This window comes from Pedobacter sp. 05T44, from assembly GCF_056395985.1.
In genome coordinates this window covers 199,615-221,916 of the sequence record NZ_JBFTKO010000003.1, presented here as the reverse complement: position 1 = coordinate 221,916, position 22,302 = coordinate 199,615, and the positions used below count along the sequence as shown (strand labels likewise).

The window sequence follows — 22,302 nt, the reverse complement described above, 5'->3', positions numbered from 1 at the left end:
ATTATTTTTTTGCATTTATTTGAAAAAATAATGAGCTAACTATTTGAAAATTAAGATTTCTTTCTTATTTTTGCCCTCCCTTAATAGGGATGTGTATCCACCTTGAACGAAGCCCTACTGCTTCGATGGGTGTTAAATTAAAATAGAAAATGTCAGGTATTATTGGAAAAAAAGTAGGAATGACCAGCATTTTCGACGCCGAGGGAAAGAATATTCCTTGTACGGTGATCGAAGCTGGGCCTTGTGTAGTTACACAGGTAAAGACCGAAGAAAAAGACGGTTACGTTTCAGTTCAGTTGAGTTTCGACGAAGCTAAAGAAAAAAACACCACTCAGCCTCTAAAAGGGCACTTTGCGAAAGCAAACACCACTCCAAAACGTAAATTGGTTGAATTTGAGCCATTTGAAGAATCGTTAAATTTAGGTGATACTGTAACGGTAAACATCTTTAACGAAGGAGATTTTGTGGATGTAGTTGGTACATCAAAAGGTAAAGGTTTCCAAGGTGTTGTTAAACGCCATGGTTTCGGCGGTGTTGGTGGTCAAACTCACGGACAGCATAACAGAATGCGTGCGCCAGGTTCATTAGGTGCTGCTTCTTATCCTTCACGTGTATTTAAAGGCATGCGTATGGCGGGAAGAATGGGTGGAGATAGAGTAAAAGTTCAGAACTTACAAGTTTTGAAAGTTTATGCTGATCAAAATCTAGTTGTAGTTAGTGGTTCCGTACCAGGAGCTAAGGGTTCTTACGTAATCTTAGATAAGTAAGCAGATGGAAGTTAAAGTATTAAACATTTCAGGAAAAGAGACAGGTGCCAAGGTGCAGCTTCCTGAGTCGGTATTTGGCATAACGCCTGTTGACCACGCAATTTATTTAGATGTTAAACAGTATTTGGCTAATCAACGTCAAGGTACTCACAAGTCTAAACAACGTAATGAGATTGCAGGTTCAACCCGTAAATTATATAAACAAAAAGGTACTGGTGGTGCTCGTGCCGGAAGTATTAAATCTCCATTGTTTAATGGTGGTGGTCGTGTATTTGGTCCTCAACCACGCGATTATAGTTTTAAATTGAATAAGAAACTGAAAGTGTTGGCTCGTAAGTCTGCATTATCATACAAAGCACAAGATCAAAGTGTTGTGGTTTTAGAAGGTTTCACTTTTGATTCAATCAAAACTAAAAACTACTTGAACTTAGTTAGCGCATTAAATTTAGCTGGCGAAAAGACATTGTTGGTTTTACCTTCACAAAATAACAATATCTATTTATCAAGCAGAAACATTCAGAAAGCTAAAGTTATTACTGCAGATCAATTGAATACTTATGATGTATTAAATTGCGGTAAGCTTTTGTTGACGACTGAATCTCTTAAAACATTGGAGGAGGCATTTGCCAAGTAATATGGAACTTTTAAGAAAACCAATATTAACAGAAAAAGCTTCGGCATTAACAGAAAAATCTAACCGCTTTACTTTTCAAGTAGATCATAAAGCAAATAAATTGCAGATTAAGCAAGTTATTGAAAAGATGTATGGTGTTAACATTTTAGCTATCAATACAATGGTAGTAAATGGTAAACTTAAATCTAGAAATACTAAAGGTGGATTAGTTAGTGGTCGTACCCCGAAATATAAAAAAGCTATTGTAACCTTGAAAGCAGGTGAAACAATAGATTATTACGCGAATATTTAATAAGAATTGAATTATTTATAACTATGGGCTTAAGAAAATTTAAACCAGTTACTCCGGGAACCCGCTTTAGAGTTGGTGCCAGTTTTACGGAGATTACAGCAACCAAGCCCGAAAAATCATTGGTTGTATCTTCTAAGAAATCGGGAGGACGTAACAATACAGGAAAGATGACTATGCGCTACATGGGTGGTGGTCACAAAAAATCTTATCGTTTGATTGACTTTAAACGTGAGAAATTTGATATTCCTGCAACAGTAGCTACTGTTGAATACGATCCAAACCGTACCGCACGTATTGCACTATTACATTATGCAGACGGCGAGAAGCGTTACATTATTGCACCTGAAGGGTTGCAAGTAGGACAAACAGTAGTTTCGGGAGAAACAGCTACTCCAGAGGTAGGAAACACTCTTAAATTGGCCAATATTCCTTTGGGATCTATTGTGCACAATGTAGAGATTCATCCAGGCCGTGGAGCACAGTTAGCACGTAGTGCAGGTGCTTATGCACAATTAGCAGCTCGTGATGGTAAATATGCTACATTGAAAATGCCTTCAGGTGAGACAAGATTAATCTTGACTGCATGTTTGGCTACAATAGGAGCAGTTTCCAATTCAGATCATGCAAATGAGGTATTAGGTAAAGCAGGTCGCAGCCGCTGGTTGGGACGTCGTCCAAGAACACGTCCAGTAGCGATGAACCCAGTCGATCACCCTATGGGTGGTGGTGAGGGTCGCTCATCAGGAGGTCAGCCTCGCTCAAGGAACGGTATGTATGCTAAAGGCTTCAAAACCCGTACACTTAAAAAATACTCAAATCGTTTCATCATAGAGAAAAGGAAGAAATAATGGCTCGTTCGATAAAAAAAGGACCTTATATTGACCATAACGTAGAGAAGAAAGTAGTATCTATGAATGATTCAGGCAAGAAGTCTGTAATTAAAACTTGGTCACGCAGATCAATGATTTCACCAGATTTTGTGGGTCATACATTTGCAGTACACAACGGTAATAAATTTATACCGGTATACGTAACAGAAAACATGGTTGGTCATAAGCTGGGAGAGTTTGCTCCAACCAGAACATTTAGGGGTCACTCTGAAAAGAAAAAATAATTAAGAGATGGAAGCAGTAGCGAAATTAAACAATTGTCCAACCTCACCACGTAAAATGCGTTTGGTTGTAGATCTTATCAGAGGTGAGCGTGTTGAGAAAGCTTTACATATTTTAAAGTTTACCAATAAAGAAGCAGCAATAAGAGTTGAGAAACTATTATTATCGGCTATCAAAAACTGGGAAACTAAAAATGAAGGTTCTCGCCCTGAAGAAAACCAATTATACGTGAAAACGATAATGGTAGGCGGTGGTCGTCAGTTAAAAAGATTAAGACCAGCACCTCAAGGACGCGGTTACAGAATACGTAAACGTTCAAACCACGTAACTTTGATAGTAGATAGTAAAAACGTTGAAACTCAAACTAATTAACAGAAATGGGACAAAAAGCACATCCAATAGGTAACAGGTTAGGAATCATCAAAGGTTGGGATTCTAACTGGTTCGGTGGCAACAACTATGCTGATAAATTAGTTGAGGACGAAAAAATAAGAAAATACCTTTCTGCACGTATTGCAAAAGGCGGTGTAGCTAAAGTGGTAATAGAGCGTACGTTGAAACGTATCACTGTTACTATTCATACAGCTCGTCCGGGGATTGTGATCGGTAAAGCAGGACAGGAAGTTGACAAGATCAAAGAAGAGTTGAAAAAATTGACTAAGAAGGAAATTCAGATCAACATCTTTGAAATTAAACGTCCTGAGCTTGATGCACAATTAGTAGCAGAAGGTGTTGCAAAACAATTAGAAGCAAGGATTTCATTCCGTAGAGCAATGAAGTCTACTATCGCATCAACAATGCGTATGGGTGCTGAAGGTATCAAAATTATGACCTCTGGTCGTTTAGGTGGTGCTGAGATGGCTCGTAGCGAACAGTATAAAGAAGGAAGAATTCCTTTGCATACTTTCCGTGCAGACATTGATTATGCATTAGCAGAAGCTTTAACTACTTATGGTAAAATAGGTGTTAAAGTATGGATCTGTAAAGGTGAAGTTTACGGTAAACGTGATCTTTCTCCAAACATCGGTGCTACGAGCAATGCTCCAGGCAAAGGTGGAAGACCAGAAGGTGCTTTTGCAGGTGGTGGTAGAGACAGAGATAACCGTGGCGGTGGCGACAGAAGAAACGACAAAGGTCGTGGCGGAAGAGGTCCTGGTCAAGGCGGTCCTGGTGCAGGAAGAGATAATAGAGGCGGAAATACTCAGAATAGAGGTCCTCGTAAATAATTAGTTAACAGATCGTTTAACGATAATATTAAGATAAAATGTTACAGCCAAAAAGAACGAAGTTCAGAAAGATGCAAAAGGGCAGAATGAAAGGTTTAGCAACTCGTGGTGCTGAATTGTCATTCGGATCTTTCGGGATTAAATCTTTAGAGTCGACATGGATTACCAGTCGTCAGATAGAGGCAGCCCGTATTGCCGTGACTCGTTTCATGAAACGTGAAGGTCAGGTTTGGATTAGAATATTCCCGGACAAACCGGTAACTAAGAAACCAGCCGAAGTACGTATGGGTAAAGGTAAGGGTGCTCCGGAATACTGGGTAGCCGTAGTTAGACCAGGACGTATTATTTTTGAAGCCGAAGGAGTTCCTTTAGAAATTGCTAAAGAAGCTATGAGATTGGCAGCTCAAAAATTACCGATCCAAACAAAATTTGTAGTACGTAGAGATTACGTAGAGGCATAAGAAAAGTTATGGGTTGAATGTTGTAAGTAACTTGTTATTACAACCGCTAGGCCCACAACATAAAAATTAATAAAATGAAGAACTCAGAAATCACAGGGCTTTCACAAGAAGAACTAGTAGTCAGGATTGCAGAAGAAAAAGAAAACTTAGTAAAGTTAAAATTTGCGCATACAATTTCGGCTATAGAGAATCCTACCCGCATTAAAAAGGTAAGAAGAGATATCGCCCGATTAAATACTGAAGTGACTAAGCGTAAAGCTCAGTCAGCTAGTGAAACTAAATAACTTTAGAGTCGAAATGGAAAGACAATTAAGAAAAACAAGAACCGGGTTAGTGGTAAGCAACAAGATGGATAAATCTATTGTTGTAGCGGTAGAACGTAAAGTGAAACACCCGATCTATGGTAAGTTTGTTAAGAAAACTACCAAATTTATGGCTCATGACGAGAAAAACGATTGCGGTATTGGTGATACAGTACTGATCATGGAGACTCGTCCGCTGAGTAAAAACAAGAACTGGAGATTAGTGGAAATTTTAGAAAGGGCTAAATAACATGGTACAACAGGAATCAAGATTAAACGTAGCCGACAATAGCGGCGCAAAAGAAGTATTGGTTATCCGTGTCCTTGGTGGTACTGGAAAAAGATATGCTTCTATTGGTGACAAAATCGTTGTTACCGTTAAAAGTGCATTGCCTTCTGGAAACATCAAGAAAGGAACCGTTTCTAAAGCAGTTGTTGTAAGAACAAAGAAAGAGATCAGACGTAAAGATGGTTCTTACATCCGTTTCGACGACAATGCAGCAGTATTATTAAATGCACAAGATGAGCCGCGTGGTACACGTATTTTTGGCCCGGTAGCAAGAGAACTGCGTGAAAAACAATTCATGAAAATTGTATCATTAGCACCGGAGGTATTATAAAATGAAAAATAAAGTAACTACACCAAAAGTAAAAATCCGTAAAGGAGATTTAGTAAAGGTTATAGCTGGCGATTCAAAAGGCCAACAAGGTAAAGTTCTTTCAGTATTAATTACTAAAAGCAGAATCCTTGTAGAAGGTGTTAACCTTGTATCAAAACATACAAAACCAAATGCTGCTACCCCAAATGGTGGTATCATTAAAAAAGAAGCTGCTCTTCATATTTCTAACGTTGCGTTAATAGATCCTAAATCAGGTGACATAACACGCGTTGGCAGAAAGCTTAATGCTGATGGGAAATTAGTTAGGGTTAGTAAAAAATCAGGAGAGGAGATCAAATAATGGCTTACGTACCAAGATTAAAAAGTAAATATAAAGAGGAAATTGTAACTGCACTTAAAGATAAGTTCAATTATAAAAGCGTTATGCAAGTTCCTAAGTTAGAGAAAATCGCTATTAACCAAGGTGTTGGGCGTTTCTCTGTAACTGATAAGAAAATAATGGACAGCTCTATTTTGGAGATGACTACTATCTCTGGTCAGCAGGCAGTTGGAGCAAAATCTAAAAAAGATATCTCAAACTTTAAATTGCGTAAAGGTATGCCAGTAGGTGTACGTGTTACTTTGCGTGATAATAACATGTATGAGTTTTTAGATCGTTTAATTTCCGTAGCTTTGCCACGTATCCGTGATTTCAAAGGTATCAATGATAAAGGTTTTGATGGAAAAGGTAACTATACTTTAGGTATTACCGAACAAATCATCTTCCCAGAGATCAACATCGACAAAATCAGCAAGATTTTAGGTATGGACATTACTTTTGTAACTACTGCTACTACTGATGTTGAAGCATTGGAACTTTTAAAACAATTTGGATTACCGTTTAAAAATCAAAATACAAATCTATAATGGCAAAAGAAGGAGTAAAAGCTCGCGAAGTTAAGCGCCAGAAATTAGTAGCTAAGTATGCAGACAAACGTGCTGAACTTAAAGCTGCTGGTGATTATGAAGGATTAGATAAGTTACCAAAAAACTCATCTGCTGTACGTTTACACAATCGTTGTAAATTGACTGGACGTCCTCGTGGTTATATGCGTACTTTCGGTATATCAAGGGTACTTTTCCGCGATATGGCTTTAGCAGGTAAAATACCTGGAGTTAGAAAAGCAAGCTGGTAACACAGCTTCTTTGTACTTAAGGTATTTTCCTTGAGTAGAAAATAAATATTAACCGATGGCAGGTCGTCCCGAATAGGTCAGGAAGGAAACCACTATCACAACTATATAAAAAATGAATACAGATCCAATAGCAGATTATCTTACAAGGGTAAGAAATGCCATCAAGGCAAATCACAGAATTGTAGAGATTCCTGCATCAAACCTTAAAAAGGAAATTACTAAAGTACTTTTTGATAAAGGTTACATTGCCAATTACAAATTTGAGGATACTACTGCTCAAGGTACAATCAAGATAGCTTTAAAATATAACGCTATTACGAAAATACCTGCAATCCGTACATTAGTACGTATCAGTAAACCAGGTTTAAGGCAATATGCTGGCGTAGAGAATATGCCAAGAGTATTAAACGGTTTAGGTATCGCGATCTTATCTACATCTAAGGGTGTTATGACTGATAAAGAAGCTGCTAAACTAAACATTGGTGGCGAAGTTTTGTGTCACGTTTATTAATTAAAGGAGGATAGCAAAATGTCAAGAATAGGAAAAGCCCCAATTAGTATCCCTTCAGGTGTTACAATTACTGTATCTAAAGATAACGTAGTATCTGTTAAAGGCCCTAAAGGTGAATTAACTCAAGCAGTAGATTCAGATATCACAGTAAGTCAGGAAGATGGTGTATTAACTGTACAACGTCCCTCAGAACAAAAAAGACACAAAGCGTTACACGGTTTGTATCGTTCTTTGTTAAACAATATGGTTGTTGGTGTAACAGAAGGTTATAAAATTCAACAAGAATTAGTAGGTGTGGGTTACCGTGCTACTAACCAAGGAAATACTTTGGATCTTGTTTTAGGTTATTCTCACCACTATGTATTCCAATTACCGGAAGAAATTAAGGTAACGACAACTTCAGAAAAAGGTCAGACTCCAAAAATTATTTTGGAAAGTATTGATAAACAACTGATAGGACAAGTAGCAGCGAAAATCCGTTCGTTACGTGCACCAGAGCCATACAAAGGTAAAGGTATCAAGTTTGTAGGAGAAGTGTTAAGAAGAAAAGCAGGTAAATCAGCTTCTAAAAAATAATCATCATGGCAGGGAAAAAATTATCTCGTAGAGATCGTATAAAAAAAGGAATCAGAAAAAGATTAACAGGTTCTGAAAGCCGTCCACGTTTATCGGTTTATAGAAGCAATAAAGGAATTTATGCTCAAATCATTAACGACGTAACCGGTAGTACAATTGTATCAGCTTCATCTTTATCTAAAGATTTTTCAGGTACTGGAAACAAATCGGAGCAATCTGTAGCTGTAGGTAAATTAGTTGCAGAGAAAGCAATCGCAGCTGGTGTTAAAGAAGTTGTTTTCGATAGAAACGGCTACTTATACCATGGACGTATAAAATCGTTGGCAGAAGGTGCTCGCGAAGCTGGTTTAGTATTTTAATCTGAAAATAGGATAAGAATGTCAACTATCAATATAAAAAGAGTTAAGACTAGCGAAATCGAATTGAAAGATCGTTTAGTTAGCATACAGCGTGTAGCCAAAGTAACCAAAGGTGGTCGTACTTTCAGCTTCTCAGCAATCGTAGTTGTTGGAGATGAAAACGGAATCGTAGGTTACGGATTGGGTAAAGCTAAAGAGGTAACAGAAGCAATTGCAAAAGGCATCGATGATGCTAAAAAGAACTTGGTAAAAGTTCCTTTGTTAAATGGTACTGTTCCTCACGAGCAAATTGGTAAATTCTCAGGTGGTTTTGTTTTAATCAAACCAGCTGCAGTAGGTACCGGAGTAATTGCTGGTGGTGCAATGCGTGCTGTATTAGAGAGTGCCGGAGTACATAACGTATTGGCCAAATCAAAAGGTTCATCTAATCCACATAACGTGGTAAAAGCAACTGTTGATGCTTTAACTAAGATGCGTGATGCTTATACTGTAGCTCAGCAACGTGGTGTAGATTTAAATAAAGTTTTTAACGGATAATATTATGGCGAAGATCAAAATAACCCAGGTAAAAAGCATTATCGATAGAAGCGAACGCCAAAAAAGAACGATGCAAGCTTTAGGTTTAACTAAAATGAACCAAAGTGTAGAAGTAGAAGCAACTGCTGCCATTATTGGAATGGTAAGAAAAGTTAATCACTTAATAGCTATCGAGAGTATATAATTATTTAAGGTTGCAGATGTGAGTTATATGACTACATTTGCAACCTTTGTATATTGTTTAACCGTTGTCCCTGATTAGTGAAAGCGAAGGGCAACACAATAAGTTTTAAAAATGAACTTAAGTAATTTAAAACCTGCAGCAGGTTCTACTAAAAATAGTAAGAGGATAGGTCGTGGTACTGGTTCTGGTCGTGGTGGTACTTCGACACGTGGACATAAAGGTGCTGGATCACGTTCAGGACATTCAACTAAGATTGGATTTGAAGGTGGTCAAATGCCGTTACAACGTCGTGTGCCTAAGGTAGGTTTCAAACCAATTAACCGTGTTGAATATGTAGGTGTAAACTTAGATGTTTTACAAGGTTTGGCTGAGAAGTTTAACTTAACAAGCATTGATTTTGCTATCTTGCAAGAACACGGATTGGCTTCAAAAAATGATCTGGTAAAAGTATTAGGTCGTGGTGAGGTTAAATCTAAATTAGAAGTTAAAGCACATGCTTTTTCTGCTACTGCACAAAAAGCTATTGAGGCTGTTGGAGGCTCAATCGAAAAATTGTAATTAATGAAGAAGCTGTTTACTACTTTAAGTAATATTTGGAAAATTCAAGAATTAAAAGAGCGTATAGTATTTACGCTCATGATTCTTTTGGTATATAGATTTGTATCGCATGTGGTTTTGCCAGGTGTTGATGCGACTCTTTTAGGCGATAATGAGAAGTCTGGCCTTTTGGGCCTTTTGGATATGTTCGCTGGGGGATCATTCTCCAGAGTATCTATTCTTGCTTTGGGAGTTATGCCTTATATTTCTGCATCAATTGTAGTTCAGCTATTAGGTATTGCTGTACCTTCGTTTCAGAAAATGCAAAAGGAAGGTGAAAGTGGAAGAAATAAACTGAATCAAATTACACGCTATCTAACTGTTGCTATTACAGCTGTACAAGCAGTTGGTTATGTAAAAACTCAGGTTCCGCCAGAGGCAATTATCATTAATCATACATTATTCTTTGTTCTGGCTACGTTTGTATTGGCCGCAGGTACATTATTTGTAATGTGGTTAGGAGAGAAAATTACTGATAAAGGTATCGGTAATGGTATCTCACTGATCATTATGGTTGGTATTATCGCTCGTTTACCTATCGCTTTACAACAAGAGATCAGCTCTAGATTTGTAGGTGATGGTGGACTTATCGCTTTGGTGATTGAGATAGTTGCACTTTTTGCAGTAGTTATGTTCACTATCATGATTGTACAGGGTGTACGTAAAGTACCAGTTCAATATGCCAAAAGAATTGTTGGTAACAGACAATTTGGTGGTGTAAGACAGTACATACCATTAAAGGTGAATGCTGCAGGTGTAATGCCAATCATTTTCGCTCAGGCATTAATGTTTATTCCGGCAACTTTAACGCAATTTTTTCCTTCACTACAAAATACATGGCTAATTCAGTTTAGTGATTATACTTCGTTAGCATATAGTTTAACATTTGCTTTTTTAATTATTGCATTTACGTTTTTCTATACCGCTATTACAGTTAATCCTACTCAGATGTCGGATGATATGAAAAAGAACGGTGGGTTCATTCCTGGTATTAAACCTGGATTGTCTACTTCATCTTTTATAGACGATGTGATCTCAAAGATTACCTTTCCGGGTGCTGTCTTTTTAGCTATCATCGCTATTCTTCCTTCAATCGCTGTTAAGTTTGGAATTAAATCTGAGTTCGCTCATTTCTATGGCGGTACTTCTTTGCTAATTCTTGTAGGTGTGGTTTTGGATACATTGCAACAGATCGAAAGTTATTTGTTAATGCGTCATTATGATGGATTGATGAAGACAGGTCGTGTTACTGGAAGAACAGGAATTCCAGCTGCTAGCGGAAGCAATGCAGTGATATAGTAGAAGAAAGAATGTCTAAGATCTATTATAAATCCCTCGAGGAGATAGAATTAATAAGAGAAAGCTCTTTGTTAGTGTCAAAAACACTAGCTGAAGTAGCAAAAGTTATTCAGCCAGGTGTTACAACCAAAAAGTTAGATCAGCTGGCTGAGACTTTTATTAAGGATCATGGCGCAATACCTGCTTTTTTGAATTATAACGGCTTTCCTTATTCGCTTTGTATTTCACCTAATGAACAAGTTGTTCATGGATTTCCGAGCGATTATGTGATTCAGGAAGGTGATCTTATCTCAGTGGATTGCGGGGTTATTAAAAACAACTACTTTGGTGATTCAGCATATACATTTTCAATTGGAGAAGTAAGTGCCGAGAAGAAGAAGTTGGTAGAAGTAACTCAGGAATGTTTACGACTGGCTGTAGAAAAGGCAGTTGTAGGTTCCAGAATTGGAGATATTGGTTTTGCTGTTCAGGACCTGGCAGAGAAGAATGGTTTTGGTGTAGTAAGAGAGCTGGTAGGGCACGGAGTAGGAGTTAAGTTGCATGAAAAGCCAGAGGTTCCTAACTACGGTAAACGTGGTAGCGGGATTAAACTGGAAGAGGGGATGGTTATAGCAATAGAACCAATGATAAATGCCGGCACAGCCGGAGTGAAGTTTTGGTCTGATGGCTGGACAGTAACCAGTAATGACAATAGACCTTCTGCACATTTTGAACATACAGTGGCTGTAAAAAAGGGAAAAGCAGATGTTTTATCAACCTTTTCTTTAATTGAAGAAGTTTTAATAGAAAAAAAGTAAATAATTAAAATTTTTTATTTAATTTTGCAACCCTGTTTAATAGCAGCTAATTAAGTAAAAATCAATATTATATGGCTAAACAAGCCTCAATTGAACAAGACGGTGTAATAAAAGAAGCATTATCGAATGCCATGTTCAGAGTTGAACTAGAGAATGGACATGAGATAATAGCTCATATTTCGGGGAAAATGAGGATGCACTACATCAAAATTTTACCCGGAGATAAAGTAAAATTAGAGATGTCGCCTTACGATTTATCAAAGGGCAGGATTACTTATAGATATAAATAAAATGAAAGTTAGGTCATCAATTAAAAAACGTAGTGCTGATTGCAAGGTTATTCGTCGTAAAGGTAAACTTTACGTTATAAACAAGAAAAACCCTAAGTTTAAGCAACGTCAAGGTTAAGAAATTATTGAAGTATGATTGGATTGAATGTACAGGTTACTCAATCTGTCGTTTAATCAAATAATCAAACATTTAGTACAAATATGGCAAGGATATCAGGTATTGATTTACCAAGAAACAAAAGAGGCGAAATTGGATTAACTTATATCTTCGGAATAGGTAGATCAACTGCACAACGTATATTAACTGAAGCAGGTATCGATTTAAGCAAAAAAGTACAGGACTGGTCTGATGATGAATTATCAGCAATCCGTACCATTATAAACGACGGCGTAAAAGTTGAAGGAGCTTTACGTTCAGAGGTTCAATTAAACATCAAACGTTTAATGGACATTGGTTGTTACCGTGGTTTACGTCACAGAAAAGGTTTACCTGTGCGTGGTCAGCGTACTAAAAACAACTCTCGTACACGTAAAGGCAAGAGAAAAACAGTTGCGAACAAGAAAAAAGCTACTAAATAAAAATTAGTACTGAATAATAATTATGGCTAAGAGTAAAAAAGTTACCAAAAAGCGTATTGTTGTTATTGAGCCTGTTGGTCAGGCGCACATCAATGCTACTTTTAACAATATCATTGTTACCCTAACAAATAACAACGGTCAAACTATTTCATGGTCTTCTGCAGGTAAAATGGGATTTAAGGGTTCTAAAAAGAACACTCCATATGCAGCAGGTCAAGCTGCATCTGATTGCGGTAAAGTAGCATTTGATTTAGGTCTACGTAAAGTAGAAGTTTTTGTTAAAGGTCCAGGTTCAGGTCGTGAGTCTGCAATTAGAACATTGCAGGTTTCAGGTATCGAAGTAACCTCTATCAAAGATATTACGCCGCTTCCACACAATGGATGTCGTCCTCCTAAGAAGAGAAGAGTTTAATTTATTAATTTTTAAAGCTAAGAGTCTGCAGCTTCAGGTTGCATGATACTTTAAAACAAAAAGCAATGGCAAGATATACAGGACCGAAGTCCAAAATCGCGCGTAAATTCAGAGAGCCAATTTTTGGCCCTGATAAAGTATTAGATAGAAAAAATTATCCTCCTGGGCAACACGGTGCCTCAAAAAGAAGAGGAAAACAATCTGAATACGCAGTTCAATTAATGGAAAAGCAAAAAGTTAAATATACTTATGGTGTATTGGAGCGTCAGTTCCGTAACTTGTTTACCAAAGCGTCTTCTCGTGAAGGAATTACAGGTGATAACTTATTGCAATTATTAGAGGCTCGTTTAGATAATACAGTATACAGATTAGGTATTGCTACTACACGTTCAGCTGCTCGTCAGTTAGTTAGCCATAAACACGTAACAGTTAACGGTGAAGTAGTAAATATCCCTTCATATCAATTAAAAGCTGGAGATGTTGTTGCAGTTCGCGAGAAATCAAAAACATTAGAAGCAATCACTAATTCTGTAGCAGGAAGAGTAATCAATAAATTCAATTGGTTAGATTGGAATGCGAATGAGTTAACTGGTAAATTTTTAGCTTATCCTAATCGTGATGAGATACCAGAAAACATCAAAGAAAACCTTATAGTAGAGTTATACTCTAAGTAATATATTTAATTAATTGCCTACGGGCAATTAATTTTTTACGTTGCATAATTTTAATAACGATCTAAAAACATTATAAATGGCAATTTTAGCATTTCAGAAACCCGATAAGGTAATCATGCAGAAATCAACTGATTTCGATGGTATATTTGAATTTCGTCCTTTAGAGCCCGGTTTCGGTGTAACAATTGGTAATGCCTTAAGAAGAATATTACTTTCTTCTTTAGAAGGTTATGCCATTACAAGTATTCGTTTTTCTGGCGTATCTCATGAGTTTTCTACAATGAAAGGTGTTGTAGAGGATTTGACTGAAATTATCCTTAATTTAAAACAAGTGCGTTTTAAAAAAGTAGGTGATTCAGGTGATTCTGAGAAGGTTTTTATTGTAGTAAATGGCCAGGAGCAATTTGCTGCAGGAGACATTACTAAATTCTCTAATAACTTTGAGGTTCTTAATCCAGATTTCGTTATCTGTAACATGGAGAAATCTGTTACTTTAGAGGTGGAATTGACCATTAATAAAGGACGTGGTTATGTACCAGCAGAAGAGAATAAAATTAATGATGCTGTAGTTGGAGTTATAGCGATAGATTCGATTTTCACTCCAATGAAAAATGTAAAATATACGATTGAAAACTATCGTGTTGAACAAAAAACAGATTACGAAAAATTAATACTAGATATCTCTACTGATGGATCTATCCATCCTGAAGAGGCGCTAAAAGAAGCTGCTAAGATTTTAATCCAGCACTTTATGTTGTTCTCTGATGAGAATTTAGTATTAGAATCTCAAGCTAAAGAAGAAACTAAAGAAGTTGATGAGGAAATCTTGCATATGCGTAAGATCCTGAAAACTGAATTAGTTGATTTAGACTTATCAGTTCGTGCATTGAACTGCTTAAAAGCAGCTGATATTCGTACTTTAGCTGATTTGGTTTCTTATGATGTTGCTGATATGTTAAAATTCAGAAACTTCGGTAAAAAATCTTTAACAGAGATACAAGAGCTTGTTAAATCTAAGAGTTTATCTTTTGGAATGAACTTGTCTAAGTTCAAATTGGACGAGGAATAATAAGCTAAAAGCATAAATTATATATTGTTAATAGTGTATAATTCCCTCAGATTAATTTCATAGAGACGGTATACACTGAATAAATTTAAAAATGAGACACGGTAGAAAAGTAAATCACTTAGGAAGAACAGATTCACATCGTAAGGCGATGTTGGCTAACATGGCTTCATCGTTAATTAAACATAAGAGAATCTCGACAACTTTAGCAAAAGCAAAAGCTTTGCGTATGTATGTTGAACCTCTTATTACAAAATCAAAAACTGATACTACGCACTCTCGTCGTATTGTTTTCGGTTACTTACAAGATAAAGAAACTGTTACTGAATTGTTCCGTGATGTTGCGGCTAAAGTTGCTAGCCGTCCAGGTGGTTACACTAGGATCATTAAGTTAAACAATCGTCTAGGTGATAATGCTGAAATGGCGTTAATCGAACTAGTTGATTATAACGAAGTGTACGGTAAAGAAGCAGATTCAGCTGAAAAGAAAACTACTCGTCGTGGTAGAAGCAAAGCTAAAAAATCTGATGCTCCTGCAGCAAAAACAGAAGAAGTTAAAGCCGAAGAGGTTAAGGCCGAAGAAGTTGTAGAAGAAGCACCAGCTGCTGAAGAAACAAAAGAAGATAAAGGAGAATAATATTCCCTAGTCAGAATATAAGAGTCGGTTCAATTTGAGCCGACTTTTTTTTTGCTTTTCAAAACCTATCTTTGTACTGTAATAATATTTCATGTCGAATCAACTTAGTATCCAGCTATTTCTGGATCAATTATCAGAAAGTATTTCATTAAATCTATTTCTAAAAGCGTCTTTAGGGAATTACCATGGAAATGAAAAAGAACTTAAGAATATCTATGTTCGAAGAGTAAAGATTAAGCGAGTTGAGATGCTTTCTTTTAATTATCGTTATAAAACCCGTGATATATTTAAGAACCTAAGCATACAGGATGGCACTGATCTAATTAAGAATTTGATTAGTAATGATTTTAGAATCTGCACCCTTTTCACCACAAATAAAGAAGTAATTATAGAGCATGGGAAAAAGGGAACCATTTCTTTAAGAGAAAGACAAAATGCTTCTAATATTAAACCGAGTTTGTCTCATGATAAAGAGAAGAAGAGAATTATAAAGCCAGCAGGAAAAACTTATTTACAAGAGCTAAAGGTTACTGATCAGGAGGGGAATGTATTCAAAAATTCTCAGGATAAGTACAGACAGATTAATCAGTATATTGAAATTTTAAGTTCTTTGATTAAAGAACTGCCAGATGCTAAGGTCCGAAATGTTGTGGACATGGGGTCGGGTAAGGGGTATCTTACTTTTGCCCTTTATGATTATTTACATAATGTACTTAATCAAAATGTGAATATGGTAGGCGTTGAATTTAGAGAAGACATGGTACAGCTCTGCAATAGCATTGCTGAAAAATCGAACTTTAATCAATTGCGGTTTGTAGAGGGCACCATTGATAATTATAATACTGATTCAATTGATTTGTTAATTGCCTTACATGCTTGTGATACGGCTACTGATGATGCGATCTATAAAGGAATTAAGACTAATGCAGAATTAATTGTTGTTGCACCTTGCTGTCATAAGCAGATCAGAAGAGAAATGGAAAAAGGTAAAACTAAAAACGATGTTTCTTTTTTAACTAAATATGGAATATTCATGGAGCGCCAGGCAGAAATGATAACTGACGGGATCAGGGCACTGGTACTGGAGTATTTTGGTTATAAAACTAAAATATTCGAATTCATTTCGGATGTTCATACTCCAAAAAATGTTTTGGTTGTTGGTATAAAAGGAGAGATTGCTAAGAGTAGAAAAACCGAAATACTAGCTCAGATACAGCAGACTAAGAGTTATTTCGGAATTGGTTACCATCATTTGGAAAGACTCTTGAAAGACGAAATGTAACAGCATTCTGTCATACTGTCACATTTTTATGATGTAATTCGGACAATTTTATATTGAAAATCTTACAGAAAAACTATTTTTTCTGCCAAAACCCTATTGGCACATTGCTTGTTGAACAGATGTAAATAATAAGATTCATAAACATAAACATAGATAAAATAGCATGTCAAAAATTATTGGTATAGACTTAGGAACAACAAACTCTTGCGTAGCCGTAATGGAAGGTAACGAACCTGTAGTTATAGCCAACAGCGAGGGTAAACGCACTACACCTTCCATTGTTGCTTTTGCAGAAAATGGTGAGCGTAAAGTAGGCGAGCCGGCAAAGCGTCAGGCAATTACTAACCCAACAAAAACAATATCTTCAATAAAGCGCTTTATGGGAAGCAGCTTTGCTGAAGTTTCTAAAGAATCATCACGTGTACCTTATAAGGTAGTTAAAGGTGATAACAATACTCCAAGGGTTGAAATTGACGACCGTAAATATACACCACAAGAAATTTCTGCGATGATTTTGCAGAAAATGAAAAAAACTGCAGAAGATTTCTTAGGTCATGAAGTAACTGAAGCGGTTATTACTGTTCCTGCTTATTTTAATGACGCTCAACGTCAGGCAACAAAAGAAGCTGGAGAAATTGCAGGTTTAACTGTTAAACGTATTATTAACGAGCCAACTGCAGCTGCTTTAGCTTATGGATTAGATAAAGCACACAAGGATATGAAAATTGTTGTGTTTGACTGCGGTGGTGGTACTCATGACGTTTCTGTATTAGAATTAGGTGATGGTGTATTTGAAGTAAAATCTACAGATGGTGATACTCACCTAGGTGGTGATGACTTTGATCATATCATTATCGAGTGGTTAGCTGCTGAATTTAAAAATGAAAACGGCATGGATCTTCACCAGGATCCAATGGCTTTACAACGTCTTAAAGAAGCTGCTGAAAAAGCCAAAATTGAGCTTTCAAGCACAACTTCAACTGAGATCAACTTGCCATACATCACTGCTGATGCAACAGGACCTAAGCACTTGGTAAGAACATTAACCCGTGCTAAATTCGAGCAATTGGCTGGTGATTTAATTAAACGTACAATTGATCCTTGTAAATCAGCTTTGAAAAATGCAGGTTTAAAAACAAGTGATATCGATGAGATTATATTAGTTGGTGGTTCTACACGTATTCCAGCTATCCAGGAAGCAGTAAAAGCTTTCTTTGGTAAAGAACCATCTAAAGGTGTAAACCCTGATGAGGTAGTAGCTATTGGTGCTGCAATTCAAGGTGGTGTTTTAACCGGAGAAGTTAAAGATGTATTGTTATTAGATGTAACACCTCTTTCTTTAGGTATTGAAACAATGGGTGGTGTAATGACTAAATTAATTGAAGCTAACACAACCATACCTTCTAAAAAAGCAGAAACTTTCTCTACAGCAGCTGATAATCAACCTTCAGTAGAGATCCATATTTTACAAGGAGAGCGTCCTATGGCAGCTCAAAACCGTACTATTGGTCGTTTTATATTAGATGGTATTCCGCCAGCACCTCGTGGAGTTCCTCAAGTTGAAGTAGCATTTGATATTGATGCAAATGGTATCTTGCATGTAAGTGCTAAAGATAAAGCAACCGGTAAAGAGCAAAAGATTCGTATTGAGGCTTCTTCAGGTTTAACTGATGAAGAGATCAAAAGAATGAAAGATGAAGCTGAGAAAAATGCAGAAGCTGATAAAACTGCTAAAGAAGAAGCAGAAAAAATCAACGGTGCTGATGCTTTAATTTTCTCAACTGAGAAACAATTAAAAGAATTTGGAGAAAAACTATCTGCTGATAAAAAAGCTCCTATTGAAGAAGGTTTGAAAAAACTTAAAGATGCACATGCTGCAAGAAACTTTGCTGATATTGACACAGCACAAGCAGAATTGCAAAATGCGTGGAATGCAGCTTCAGAAGAGATGTATAAATCAGGACAAGACGGTGCACAACCTGAAGGAGCTCAAGCTCAGGATGGCGCTCAGTCAGCTGATGGTGGCGATAACGTTACTGATGTTGATTTTGAAGAAGTAAAAGACGATAAAAAATAGTCTTTTAAGCAATAAAAAGCCCCTTGATAATTTATCAAGGGGCTTTTTTATTGCTTAGCTAGTTCCAAAGATTCTCAGGATAAGTCCCATCTTTTACTAACTGATCTATACATTCCTGTACAAAAGGCTTATCTTCTTTATAAGTTACTCCAAACCACTGGCTATCTGTAGGTATAACTTTGAAAGAGGCTGCACCACTTTTTACAAGATTTTCGCCAATCAAAGGGATAAAGAACTCAGCTTTTGGTTTGTCTTTATTTTCTAAAGCAAATACTCTAAATAAGTCTTCAGTTAATTTAAAAACAGCTGGAGTAAAGCCCCAGAAGTTCATTGAAACCGGGGTGTTATATTCTAAAGGATATTCAGAACCATTTTCTTCATATACAATTCCACCATCTTTTTTATAAACCTGAGTACGTTCAGTAATCTCTTCAAGGAATCCAGCATCATTGGTTTTGCAAACCCCACGAGATACAGATCCAAAGTCAGATAGTGTTTTCCCAATTTGATAGCCAACAATAGAATAGTTGCTGTCAGTTGCCTCATTATTTAAAAAGTCTACCATTTTTTTAAACGCATCATAACCATAATAATCATCTGCGTTGATTACGCAAAAAGGCTCTTTAATGGCGTTTCTGCCAGATAGAATGGCATGAGCAGTTCCCCATGGTTTTTCGCGGTAAATTTCCTCTTCAATGCCAAATTGTTTCAAATCGAAATTTTGGAATACATAATCAGTTTCAATTTTACCATTTAGTTTAGGTTCAAATATGGCTTTAAAGTTTTCTACAAATTCTTCTTTGATGATGAAGACTACTTTGCCGAATCCAGCTTTAATTGCATCGTATATAGAATAATCAATAATTGTTTCTCCATTGGGGCCAAAGCCATCAATCTGTTTCATGCTGCCATAGCGACTTGCCATACCAGCTGCTAATATTAATAAGGTAGGTTTTTTCATGCAGCGAAAATAATGATTCAATTTATATTCAATGTAAAAAGTGAGATAGTTTTTTCATTAGTCTGATAACGGTTCTCAATGTATCGCATGGATATTGAGGTAGTTAAAATCCAAATATTCCCTTTCCGCCGCTGCTGCGAGGTTTTTTCCCTGTAAGCATACCAAATAATCCCCGCACTATTTCTTTTCCTATTTGTCTGGTTATAGTTGCGCCCATTACCTGTTCAACTAAACTCTTCTCACCTTTTTTAGGAGCCTCTTCTTGTTTTGTTTCTTCTTCCTCGGTTAGTTTATCATTTACACGTTTGGTTAAGATTTCATAGGCGCTCTCAGGATCAATTGATTCCTGGTATTTAGTAGTAAGCTCGCTTGATTGGACAAGGTTATTATAATCCGCCGCACTGAGTGGTCCCATGATTGCTCTTGGAGGTGTAAGCATAGTTGCTGCCACTTCTGTAGGGATACCTTTTTCGTTCAACACTGTTATCAAAGCCTGTCCGGTTCCTAATGAAGTCAACATTTTGTCGATCTCGTAGAATTCGGATCTTGGATAAGTATTTACAGTCTTTTTAAGCGCATCAACATCATTTGGTGTAAATGCTCTCAAAGCGTGCTGAACACGATTTCCTAGTTGAGATAATACACTCTCAGGGACATCACTAGGGGCTTGAGTACAGAAAAATACACCTATACCTTTTGATCTGATCAATCTGATAATAGTTTCTATCTGTTCCAGAAAAGCTTTTGAAGAATTTTTAAATAACAAATGCGCCTCATCAAAAAAGAAAACCAGCTTAGGTTTATCTAAATCTCCAACTTCAGGCATGCTATAAAAAATTTCTGCAAGTAAACTTAACAGGTAAGTAGAATAAAGCACCGGCTGATTTTGGACATCTGAGATATTGAGCAAACTGATTACTCCTTTACCGTCGGTTTTAGTAAAAAGATCTTCGATGTCAAATGAACGTTCGCCAAACATAGCGCTCAGTCCCTGTTGCTCAATGGTAACGATCTTTCTTAATATTGTTCCTGAGGTGGCAGTGGATATTTTACCATAAGAACTTTTAATCTCTTCGGCACCTTGCCCTTCGGCCAGGTATGAAACTAATTTTTTAAGATCATTAAGATCAATAATTGGTAGTTTGCTATCATCAGCATACTTAAAGATCACAGCTAAAACACCTGCCTGTGTATCATTTAGATCGAGGATTTTAGACAGTAGGGTAGGCCCAAATTCAAGAACAGTAGCCCGCATTTGAGCGCCTAATTTGCCAGATAAGGAAAAAATCTCGACAGGGAATCCAGAAGGATTAAAAGGCTTGCCCAGTTGACCTGCTCTTTCCTCTATTTTTGGATTGATTGGTCCTGGCTGATTAAGGCCTGATAAATCGCCCTTTACATCAAGCATAAATACCGGTACACCTGCATCAGACAATTGTTCTGATAGCAACTGCAATGTGCGGGTTTTTCCTGTCCCTGTTGCACCTGCAACAAGTCCATGCCTATTCATCATTTTTAAAGACAAATTAACTTCAGCTTCAGCGATTACTTGCCCATCCAGAATACCAGCTCCAAGATATATGTATGAACCACTTGGTGTATAAGAGGCCTTAATTTTTTCTGTAAATTTTGCGGATTGATCACTCATAGGAAAAGATAGTTTTTATAAAAGTAAGAAAAGCACCCGAAATACAAACAAAAGAAAGGGTGTATCATAGTTCATGATACACCCTTTTAAAAATAAGGTTATTTAAAACTACTTCTTATAAGTAAAGTCGTGATCTTTTTTAATGTTCAATAAAGAATGATAAATGAGGTTGATCACATTGTCAACATCTTCTTTATGAATCATTTCAACTGTGGTATGCATATACCTTAATGGTAAAGAAATTAATGCAGATGGAACACCTCCGTTAGAATAAGCAAAAGCATCAGTATCTGTACCGGTTGAGCGGGATGATGCCTGACGTTGGAAAGGGATATCATTCTTCTCAGCTGTTTCAATAAGCAATTTGTTTAAATTTGTTTGAACAGCAGGTGCATAAGAAACTACCGGACCTTTGCCACAAGCCAAATCTCCCTGAGTGATCTTATTGATCATTGGGGTAGTGGTATCATGAGTAACATCAGTAATTATAGCCACGTTAGGTTTAATTCTGTGGGCTATCATTTCGGCTCCCCTTAATCCAATTTCTTCCTGTACTGAGTTTACAATGTAAAGCCCAAAAGGTAATTTCTTTTTATTTTCCTGAAGCAGTCTGGCAACTTCGGCAATCATAAATCCACCGGCTCTGTTATCCAGTGCACGGCCAACATAATAGCGGTCGTTTAATACCATAAATTCATCTTCATAGGTAATTACGCAACCTACATGAATACCAAGTTTTTCAACTTCTTCTTTAGATGTACATCCACAATCAAGGAAGATGTTTTTTAACGCCGGAGCCTCCTCTTTCTCGCCACCGCTACGGGTGTGAATAGCAGGCCATCCAAATACGGCTTTAACCAAACCGTTGTCGGTGTGTATGTTTACGCGCTTAGAAGGAGCTATCTGATGATCTGACCCTCCATTGCGGATTACATAAATTAAGCCATCAGGAGTGATATAATTAACAAACCAGGAGATCTCATCGGCATGAGCCTCAATAACTACTTTGAAATCTGCTTTGGGATTAATCACACCAACTGCAGTCCCGTAATTATCGATGAAACTTTCATCTATATATGGTTTTAAATAATCTAGCCATAATTTTTGACCAGGGTATTCGAAACCTGTTGGAGATGGGTTATTGATATATTTTTCAAAAAATTGAAGCGATTTTTTATTTACTACACTTACGTGTTTCTTTTTATCTTCTTTTTTCTTTGCCATTGT

General features: G+C 36.8%; 34 protein-coding genes. 31 read left to right on the top strand and 3 right to left on the bottom strand.

All coding sequences use genetic code 11. The annotated features are described in order from the left end of the window. Positions 1–149: 149 nt before the first annotated feature. From rplC to dnaK, 31 genes are all read left to right on the top strand, one after another. Positions 150–767, top strand: coding sequence for a 50S ribosomal protein L3 (rplC, locus tag AC1DDK_RS07875; protein WP_048907446.1), 618 nt, complete (start codon positions 150–152; stop codon positions 765–767). A 4-nt stretch (positions 768–771) separates the two neighbouring features. Further along, positions 772–1,401: a 50S ribosomal protein L4 gene (gene rplD / locus AC1DDK_RS07870; RefSeq protein WP_048907445.1), complete on the top strand. Its 630-nt coding sequence runs from the start codon at positions 772–774 to the stop codon at positions 1,399–1,401. A gap of 1 nt (position 1,402) precedes the next feature. Continuing rightward, the gene (rplW, locus tag AC1DDK_RS07865) at positions 1,403–1,693 is read left to right on the top strand and encodes a 50S ribosomal protein L23 (RefSeq protein WP_172661516.1); all 291 of its coding nucleotides are present in this window, start codon (positions 1,403–1,405) and stop codon (positions 1,691–1,693) included. 23 nt (positions 1,694–1,716) lie between these two features. Next, entirely contained in the window at positions 1,717–2,541 is an 825-nt protein-coding gene (rplB, locus tag AC1DDK_RS07860; protein WP_048907443.1) for a 50S ribosomal protein L2, read from the top strand. Next, a complete protein-coding gene (gene rpsS / locus AC1DDK_RS07855; RefSeq protein ID WP_008244581.1) occupies positions 2,541–2,807 on the top strand; it encodes a 30S ribosomal protein S19 in 267 nt (88 codons plus the stop codon). Before rplB ends, rpsS begins: the two co-directional genes overlap by 1 nt. A 7-nt stretch (positions 2,808–2,814) precedes the next feature. Beyond that, positions 2,815–3,177 carry a 50S ribosomal protein L22 gene (rplV, locus tag AC1DDK_RS07850; RefSeq protein ID WP_037442604.1) on the top strand — a complete coding sequence of 121 codons (363 nt, stop codon included), beginning with the start codon at positions 2,815–2,817 and terminating at the stop codon, positions 3,175–3,177. A gap of 5 nt (positions 3,178–3,182) precedes the next feature. Continuing rightward, complete coding sequence (gene rpsC, locus AC1DDK_RS07845; protein WP_048907442.1) at positions 3,183–4,031, top strand: 30S ribosomal protein S3; 849 nt, start codon at positions 3,183–3,185, stop codon at positions 4,029–4,031. A gap of 38 nt (positions 4,032–4,069) precedes the next feature. Continuing rightward, on the top strand, positions 4,070–4,492 hold the full coding sequence (gene rplP, locus AC1DDK_RS07840; protein WP_008244578.1) for a 50S ribosomal protein L16: 423 nt from the start codon (positions 4,070–4,072) through the stop codon (positions 4,490–4,492). Positions 4,493–4,566: 74 nt separating this feature from the next. Then, positions 4,567–4,776 carry a 50S ribosomal protein L29 gene (rpmC, locus tag AC1DDK_RS07835; protein ID WP_172661515.1) on the top strand — a complete coding sequence of 70 codons (210 nt, stop codon included), beginning with the start codon at positions 4,567–4,569 and terminating at the stop codon, positions 4,774–4,776. A gap of 13 nt (positions 4,777–4,789) precedes the next feature. Next, positions 4,790–5,044 (top strand): 30S ribosomal protein S17, encoded by a 255-nt coding sequence (gene rpsQ, locus AC1DDK_RS07830; RefSeq protein ID WP_048907439.1) that lies wholly within the window; start codon positions 4,790–4,792, stop codon positions 5,042–5,044. A 1-nt stretch (position 5,045) separates the two neighbouring features. Then, entirely contained in the window at positions 5,046–5,414 is a 369-nt protein-coding gene (rplN, locus tag AC1DDK_RS07825; protein WP_008244575.1) for a 50S ribosomal protein L14, read from the top strand. A 1-nt stretch (position 5,415) separates the two neighbouring features. Continuing rightward, complete coding sequence (rplX, locus tag AC1DDK_RS07820; protein WP_048907438.1) at positions 5,416–5,754, top strand: 50S ribosomal protein L24; 339 nt, start codon at positions 5,416–5,418, stop codon at positions 5,752–5,754. After that, positions 5,754–6,320, top strand: a complete 567-nt coding sequence (gene rplE / locus AC1DDK_RS07815; RefSeq protein WP_288882897.1) for a 50S ribosomal protein L5 — start codon at positions 5,754–5,756, stop codon at positions 6,318–6,320. Before rplX ends, rplE begins: the two co-directional genes overlap by 1 nt. Further along, positions 6,320–6,589: a 30S ribosomal protein S14 gene (gene rpsN, locus AC1DDK_RS07810; protein WP_048907436.1), complete on the top strand. Its 270-nt coding sequence runs from the start codon at positions 6,320–6,322 to the stop codon at positions 6,587–6,589. Before rplE ends, rpsN begins: the two co-directional genes overlap by 1 nt. Positions 6,590–6,701: 112 nt before the next feature. After that, positions 6,702–7,100, top strand: a complete 399-nt coding sequence (gene rpsH / locus AC1DDK_RS07805; protein WP_048907435.1) for a 30S ribosomal protein S8 — start codon at positions 6,702–6,704, stop codon at positions 7,098–7,100. 18 nt (positions 7,101–7,118) lie between these two features. Continuing rightward, positions 7,119–7,676, top strand: a complete 558-nt coding sequence (gene rplF / locus AC1DDK_RS07800; protein WP_172661514.1) for a 50S ribosomal protein L6 — start codon at positions 7,119–7,121, stop codon at positions 7,674–7,676. Between the two features lie 5 nt (positions 7,677–7,681). Then, positions 7,682–8,035 carry a 50S ribosomal protein L18 gene (gene rplR, locus AC1DDK_RS07795; RefSeq protein ID WP_048907433.1) on the top strand — a complete coding sequence of 118 codons (354 nt, stop codon included), beginning with the start codon at positions 7,682–7,684 and terminating at the stop codon, positions 8,033–8,035. An 18-nt stretch (positions 8,036–8,053) separates the two neighbouring features. Then, positions 8,054–8,572, top strand: coding sequence for a 30S ribosomal protein S5 (rpsE, locus tag AC1DDK_RS07790; RefSeq protein WP_008244566.1), 519 nt, complete (start codon positions 8,054–8,056; stop codon positions 8,570–8,572). Between the two features lie 4 nt (positions 8,573–8,576). Further along, a complete protein-coding gene (gene rpmD, locus AC1DDK_RS07785) occupies positions 8,577–8,756 on the top strand; it encodes a 50S ribosomal protein L30 (protein WP_048907432.1) in 180 nt (59 codons plus the stop codon). Between the two features lie 111 nt (positions 8,757–8,867). Then, positions 8,868–9,314 carry a 50S ribosomal protein L15 gene (gene rplO / locus AC1DDK_RS07780; RefSeq protein ID WP_048907431.1) on the top strand — a complete coding sequence of 149 codons (447 nt, stop codon included), beginning with the start codon at positions 8,868–8,870 and terminating at the stop codon, positions 9,312–9,314. A 3-nt stretch (positions 9,315–9,317) separates the two neighbouring features. After that, positions 9,318–10,652 (top strand): preprotein translocase subunit SecY, encoded by a 1,335-nt coding sequence (gene secY / locus AC1DDK_RS07775; RefSeq protein ID WP_048907430.1) that lies wholly within the window; start codon positions 9,318–9,320, stop codon positions 10,650–10,652. 11 nt (positions 10,653–10,663) lie between these two features. Next, on the top strand, positions 10,664–11,449 hold the full coding sequence (map, locus tag AC1DDK_RS07770) for a type I methionyl aminopeptidase (RefSeq protein WP_172661513.1): 786 nt from the start codon (positions 10,664–10,666) through the stop codon (positions 11,447–11,449). A gap of 71 nt (positions 11,450–11,520) precedes the next feature. Next, the gene (gene infA / locus AC1DDK_RS07765; RefSeq protein ID WP_048907428.1) at positions 11,521–11,739 is read left to right on the top strand and encodes a translation initiation factor IF-1; all 219 of its coding nucleotides are present in this window, start codon (positions 11,521–11,523) and stop codon (positions 11,737–11,739) included. Position 11,740: 1 nt separating this feature from the next. Beyond that, a complete protein-coding gene (gene ykgO / locus AC1DDK_RS07760) occupies positions 11,741–11,857 on the top strand; it encodes a type B 50S ribosomal protein L36 (protein WP_008244551.1) in 117 nt (38 codons plus the stop codon). A gap of 83 nt (positions 11,858–11,940) precedes the next feature. Continuing rightward, positions 11,941–12,318, top strand: coding sequence for a 30S ribosomal protein S13 (rpsM, locus tag AC1DDK_RS07755; protein WP_048907427.1), 378 nt, complete (start codon positions 11,941–11,943; stop codon positions 12,316–12,318). A 22-nt stretch (positions 12,319–12,340) separates the two neighbouring features. Then, positions 12,341–12,730, top strand: coding sequence for a 30S ribosomal protein S11 (gene rpsK / locus AC1DDK_RS07750; protein WP_048907426.1), 390 nt, complete (start codon positions 12,341–12,343; stop codon positions 12,728–12,730). A 65-nt stretch (positions 12,731–12,795) separates the two neighbouring features. Beyond that, positions 12,796–13,404: a 30S ribosomal protein S4 gene (gene rpsD, locus AC1DDK_RS07745; protein WP_048907704.1), complete on the top strand. Its 609-nt coding sequence runs from the start codon at positions 12,796–12,798 to the stop codon at positions 13,402–13,404. 76 nt (positions 13,405–13,480) lie between these two features. Next, on the top strand, positions 13,481–14,473 hold the full coding sequence (locus tag AC1DDK_RS07740; protein ID WP_048907425.1) for a DNA-directed RNA polymerase subunit alpha: 993 nt from the start codon (positions 13,481–13,483) through the stop codon (positions 14,471–14,473). A gap of 91 nt (positions 14,474–14,564) precedes the next feature. Beyond that, positions 14,565–15,107, top strand: coding sequence for a 50S ribosomal protein L17 (gene rplQ, locus AC1DDK_RS07735; RefSeq protein ID WP_172661512.1), 543 nt, complete (start codon positions 14,565–14,567; stop codon positions 15,105–15,107). A 91-nt stretch (positions 15,108–15,198) separates the two neighbouring features. After that, entirely contained in the window at positions 15,199–16,389 is a 1,191-nt protein-coding gene (locus AC1DDK_RS07730) for a class I SAM-dependent methyltransferase (protein ID WP_337717212.1), read from the top strand. Between the two features lie 163 nt (positions 16,390–16,552). Then, positions 16,553–18,466 carry a molecular chaperone DnaK gene (gene dnaK, locus AC1DDK_RS07725; protein WP_172661510.1) on the top strand — a complete coding sequence of 638 codons (1,914 nt, stop codon included), beginning with the start codon at positions 16,553–16,555 and terminating at the stop codon, positions 18,464–18,466. 58 nt (positions 18,467–18,524) lie between these two features. Here dnaK and AC1DDK_RS07720 read toward each other — a convergent pair whose 3' ends face one another. The 3 genes from AC1DDK_RS07720 to AC1DDK_RS07710 form a co-directional block, all read right to left on the bottom strand. Then, positions 18,525–19,427, bottom strand: a complete 903-nt coding sequence (locus tag AC1DDK_RS07720) for a nucleotidyltransferase family protein (RefSeq protein WP_172661509.1) — start codon at positions 19,425–19,427, stop codon at positions 18,525–18,527. 103 nt (positions 19,428–19,530) lie between these two features. Further along, a complete protein-coding gene (locus AC1DDK_RS07715; protein WP_288882904.1) occupies positions 19,531–21,075 on the bottom strand; it encodes a helicase HerA-like domain-containing protein in 1,545 nt (514 codons plus the stop codon). 108 nt (positions 21,076–21,183) lie between these two features. After that, a complete protein-coding gene (locus AC1DDK_RS07710; RefSeq protein ID WP_048907419.1) occupies positions 21,184–22,299 on the bottom strand; it encodes a M42 family metallopeptidase in 1,116 nt (371 codons plus the stop codon). Positions 22,300–22,302: the final 3 nt, after the last annotated feature.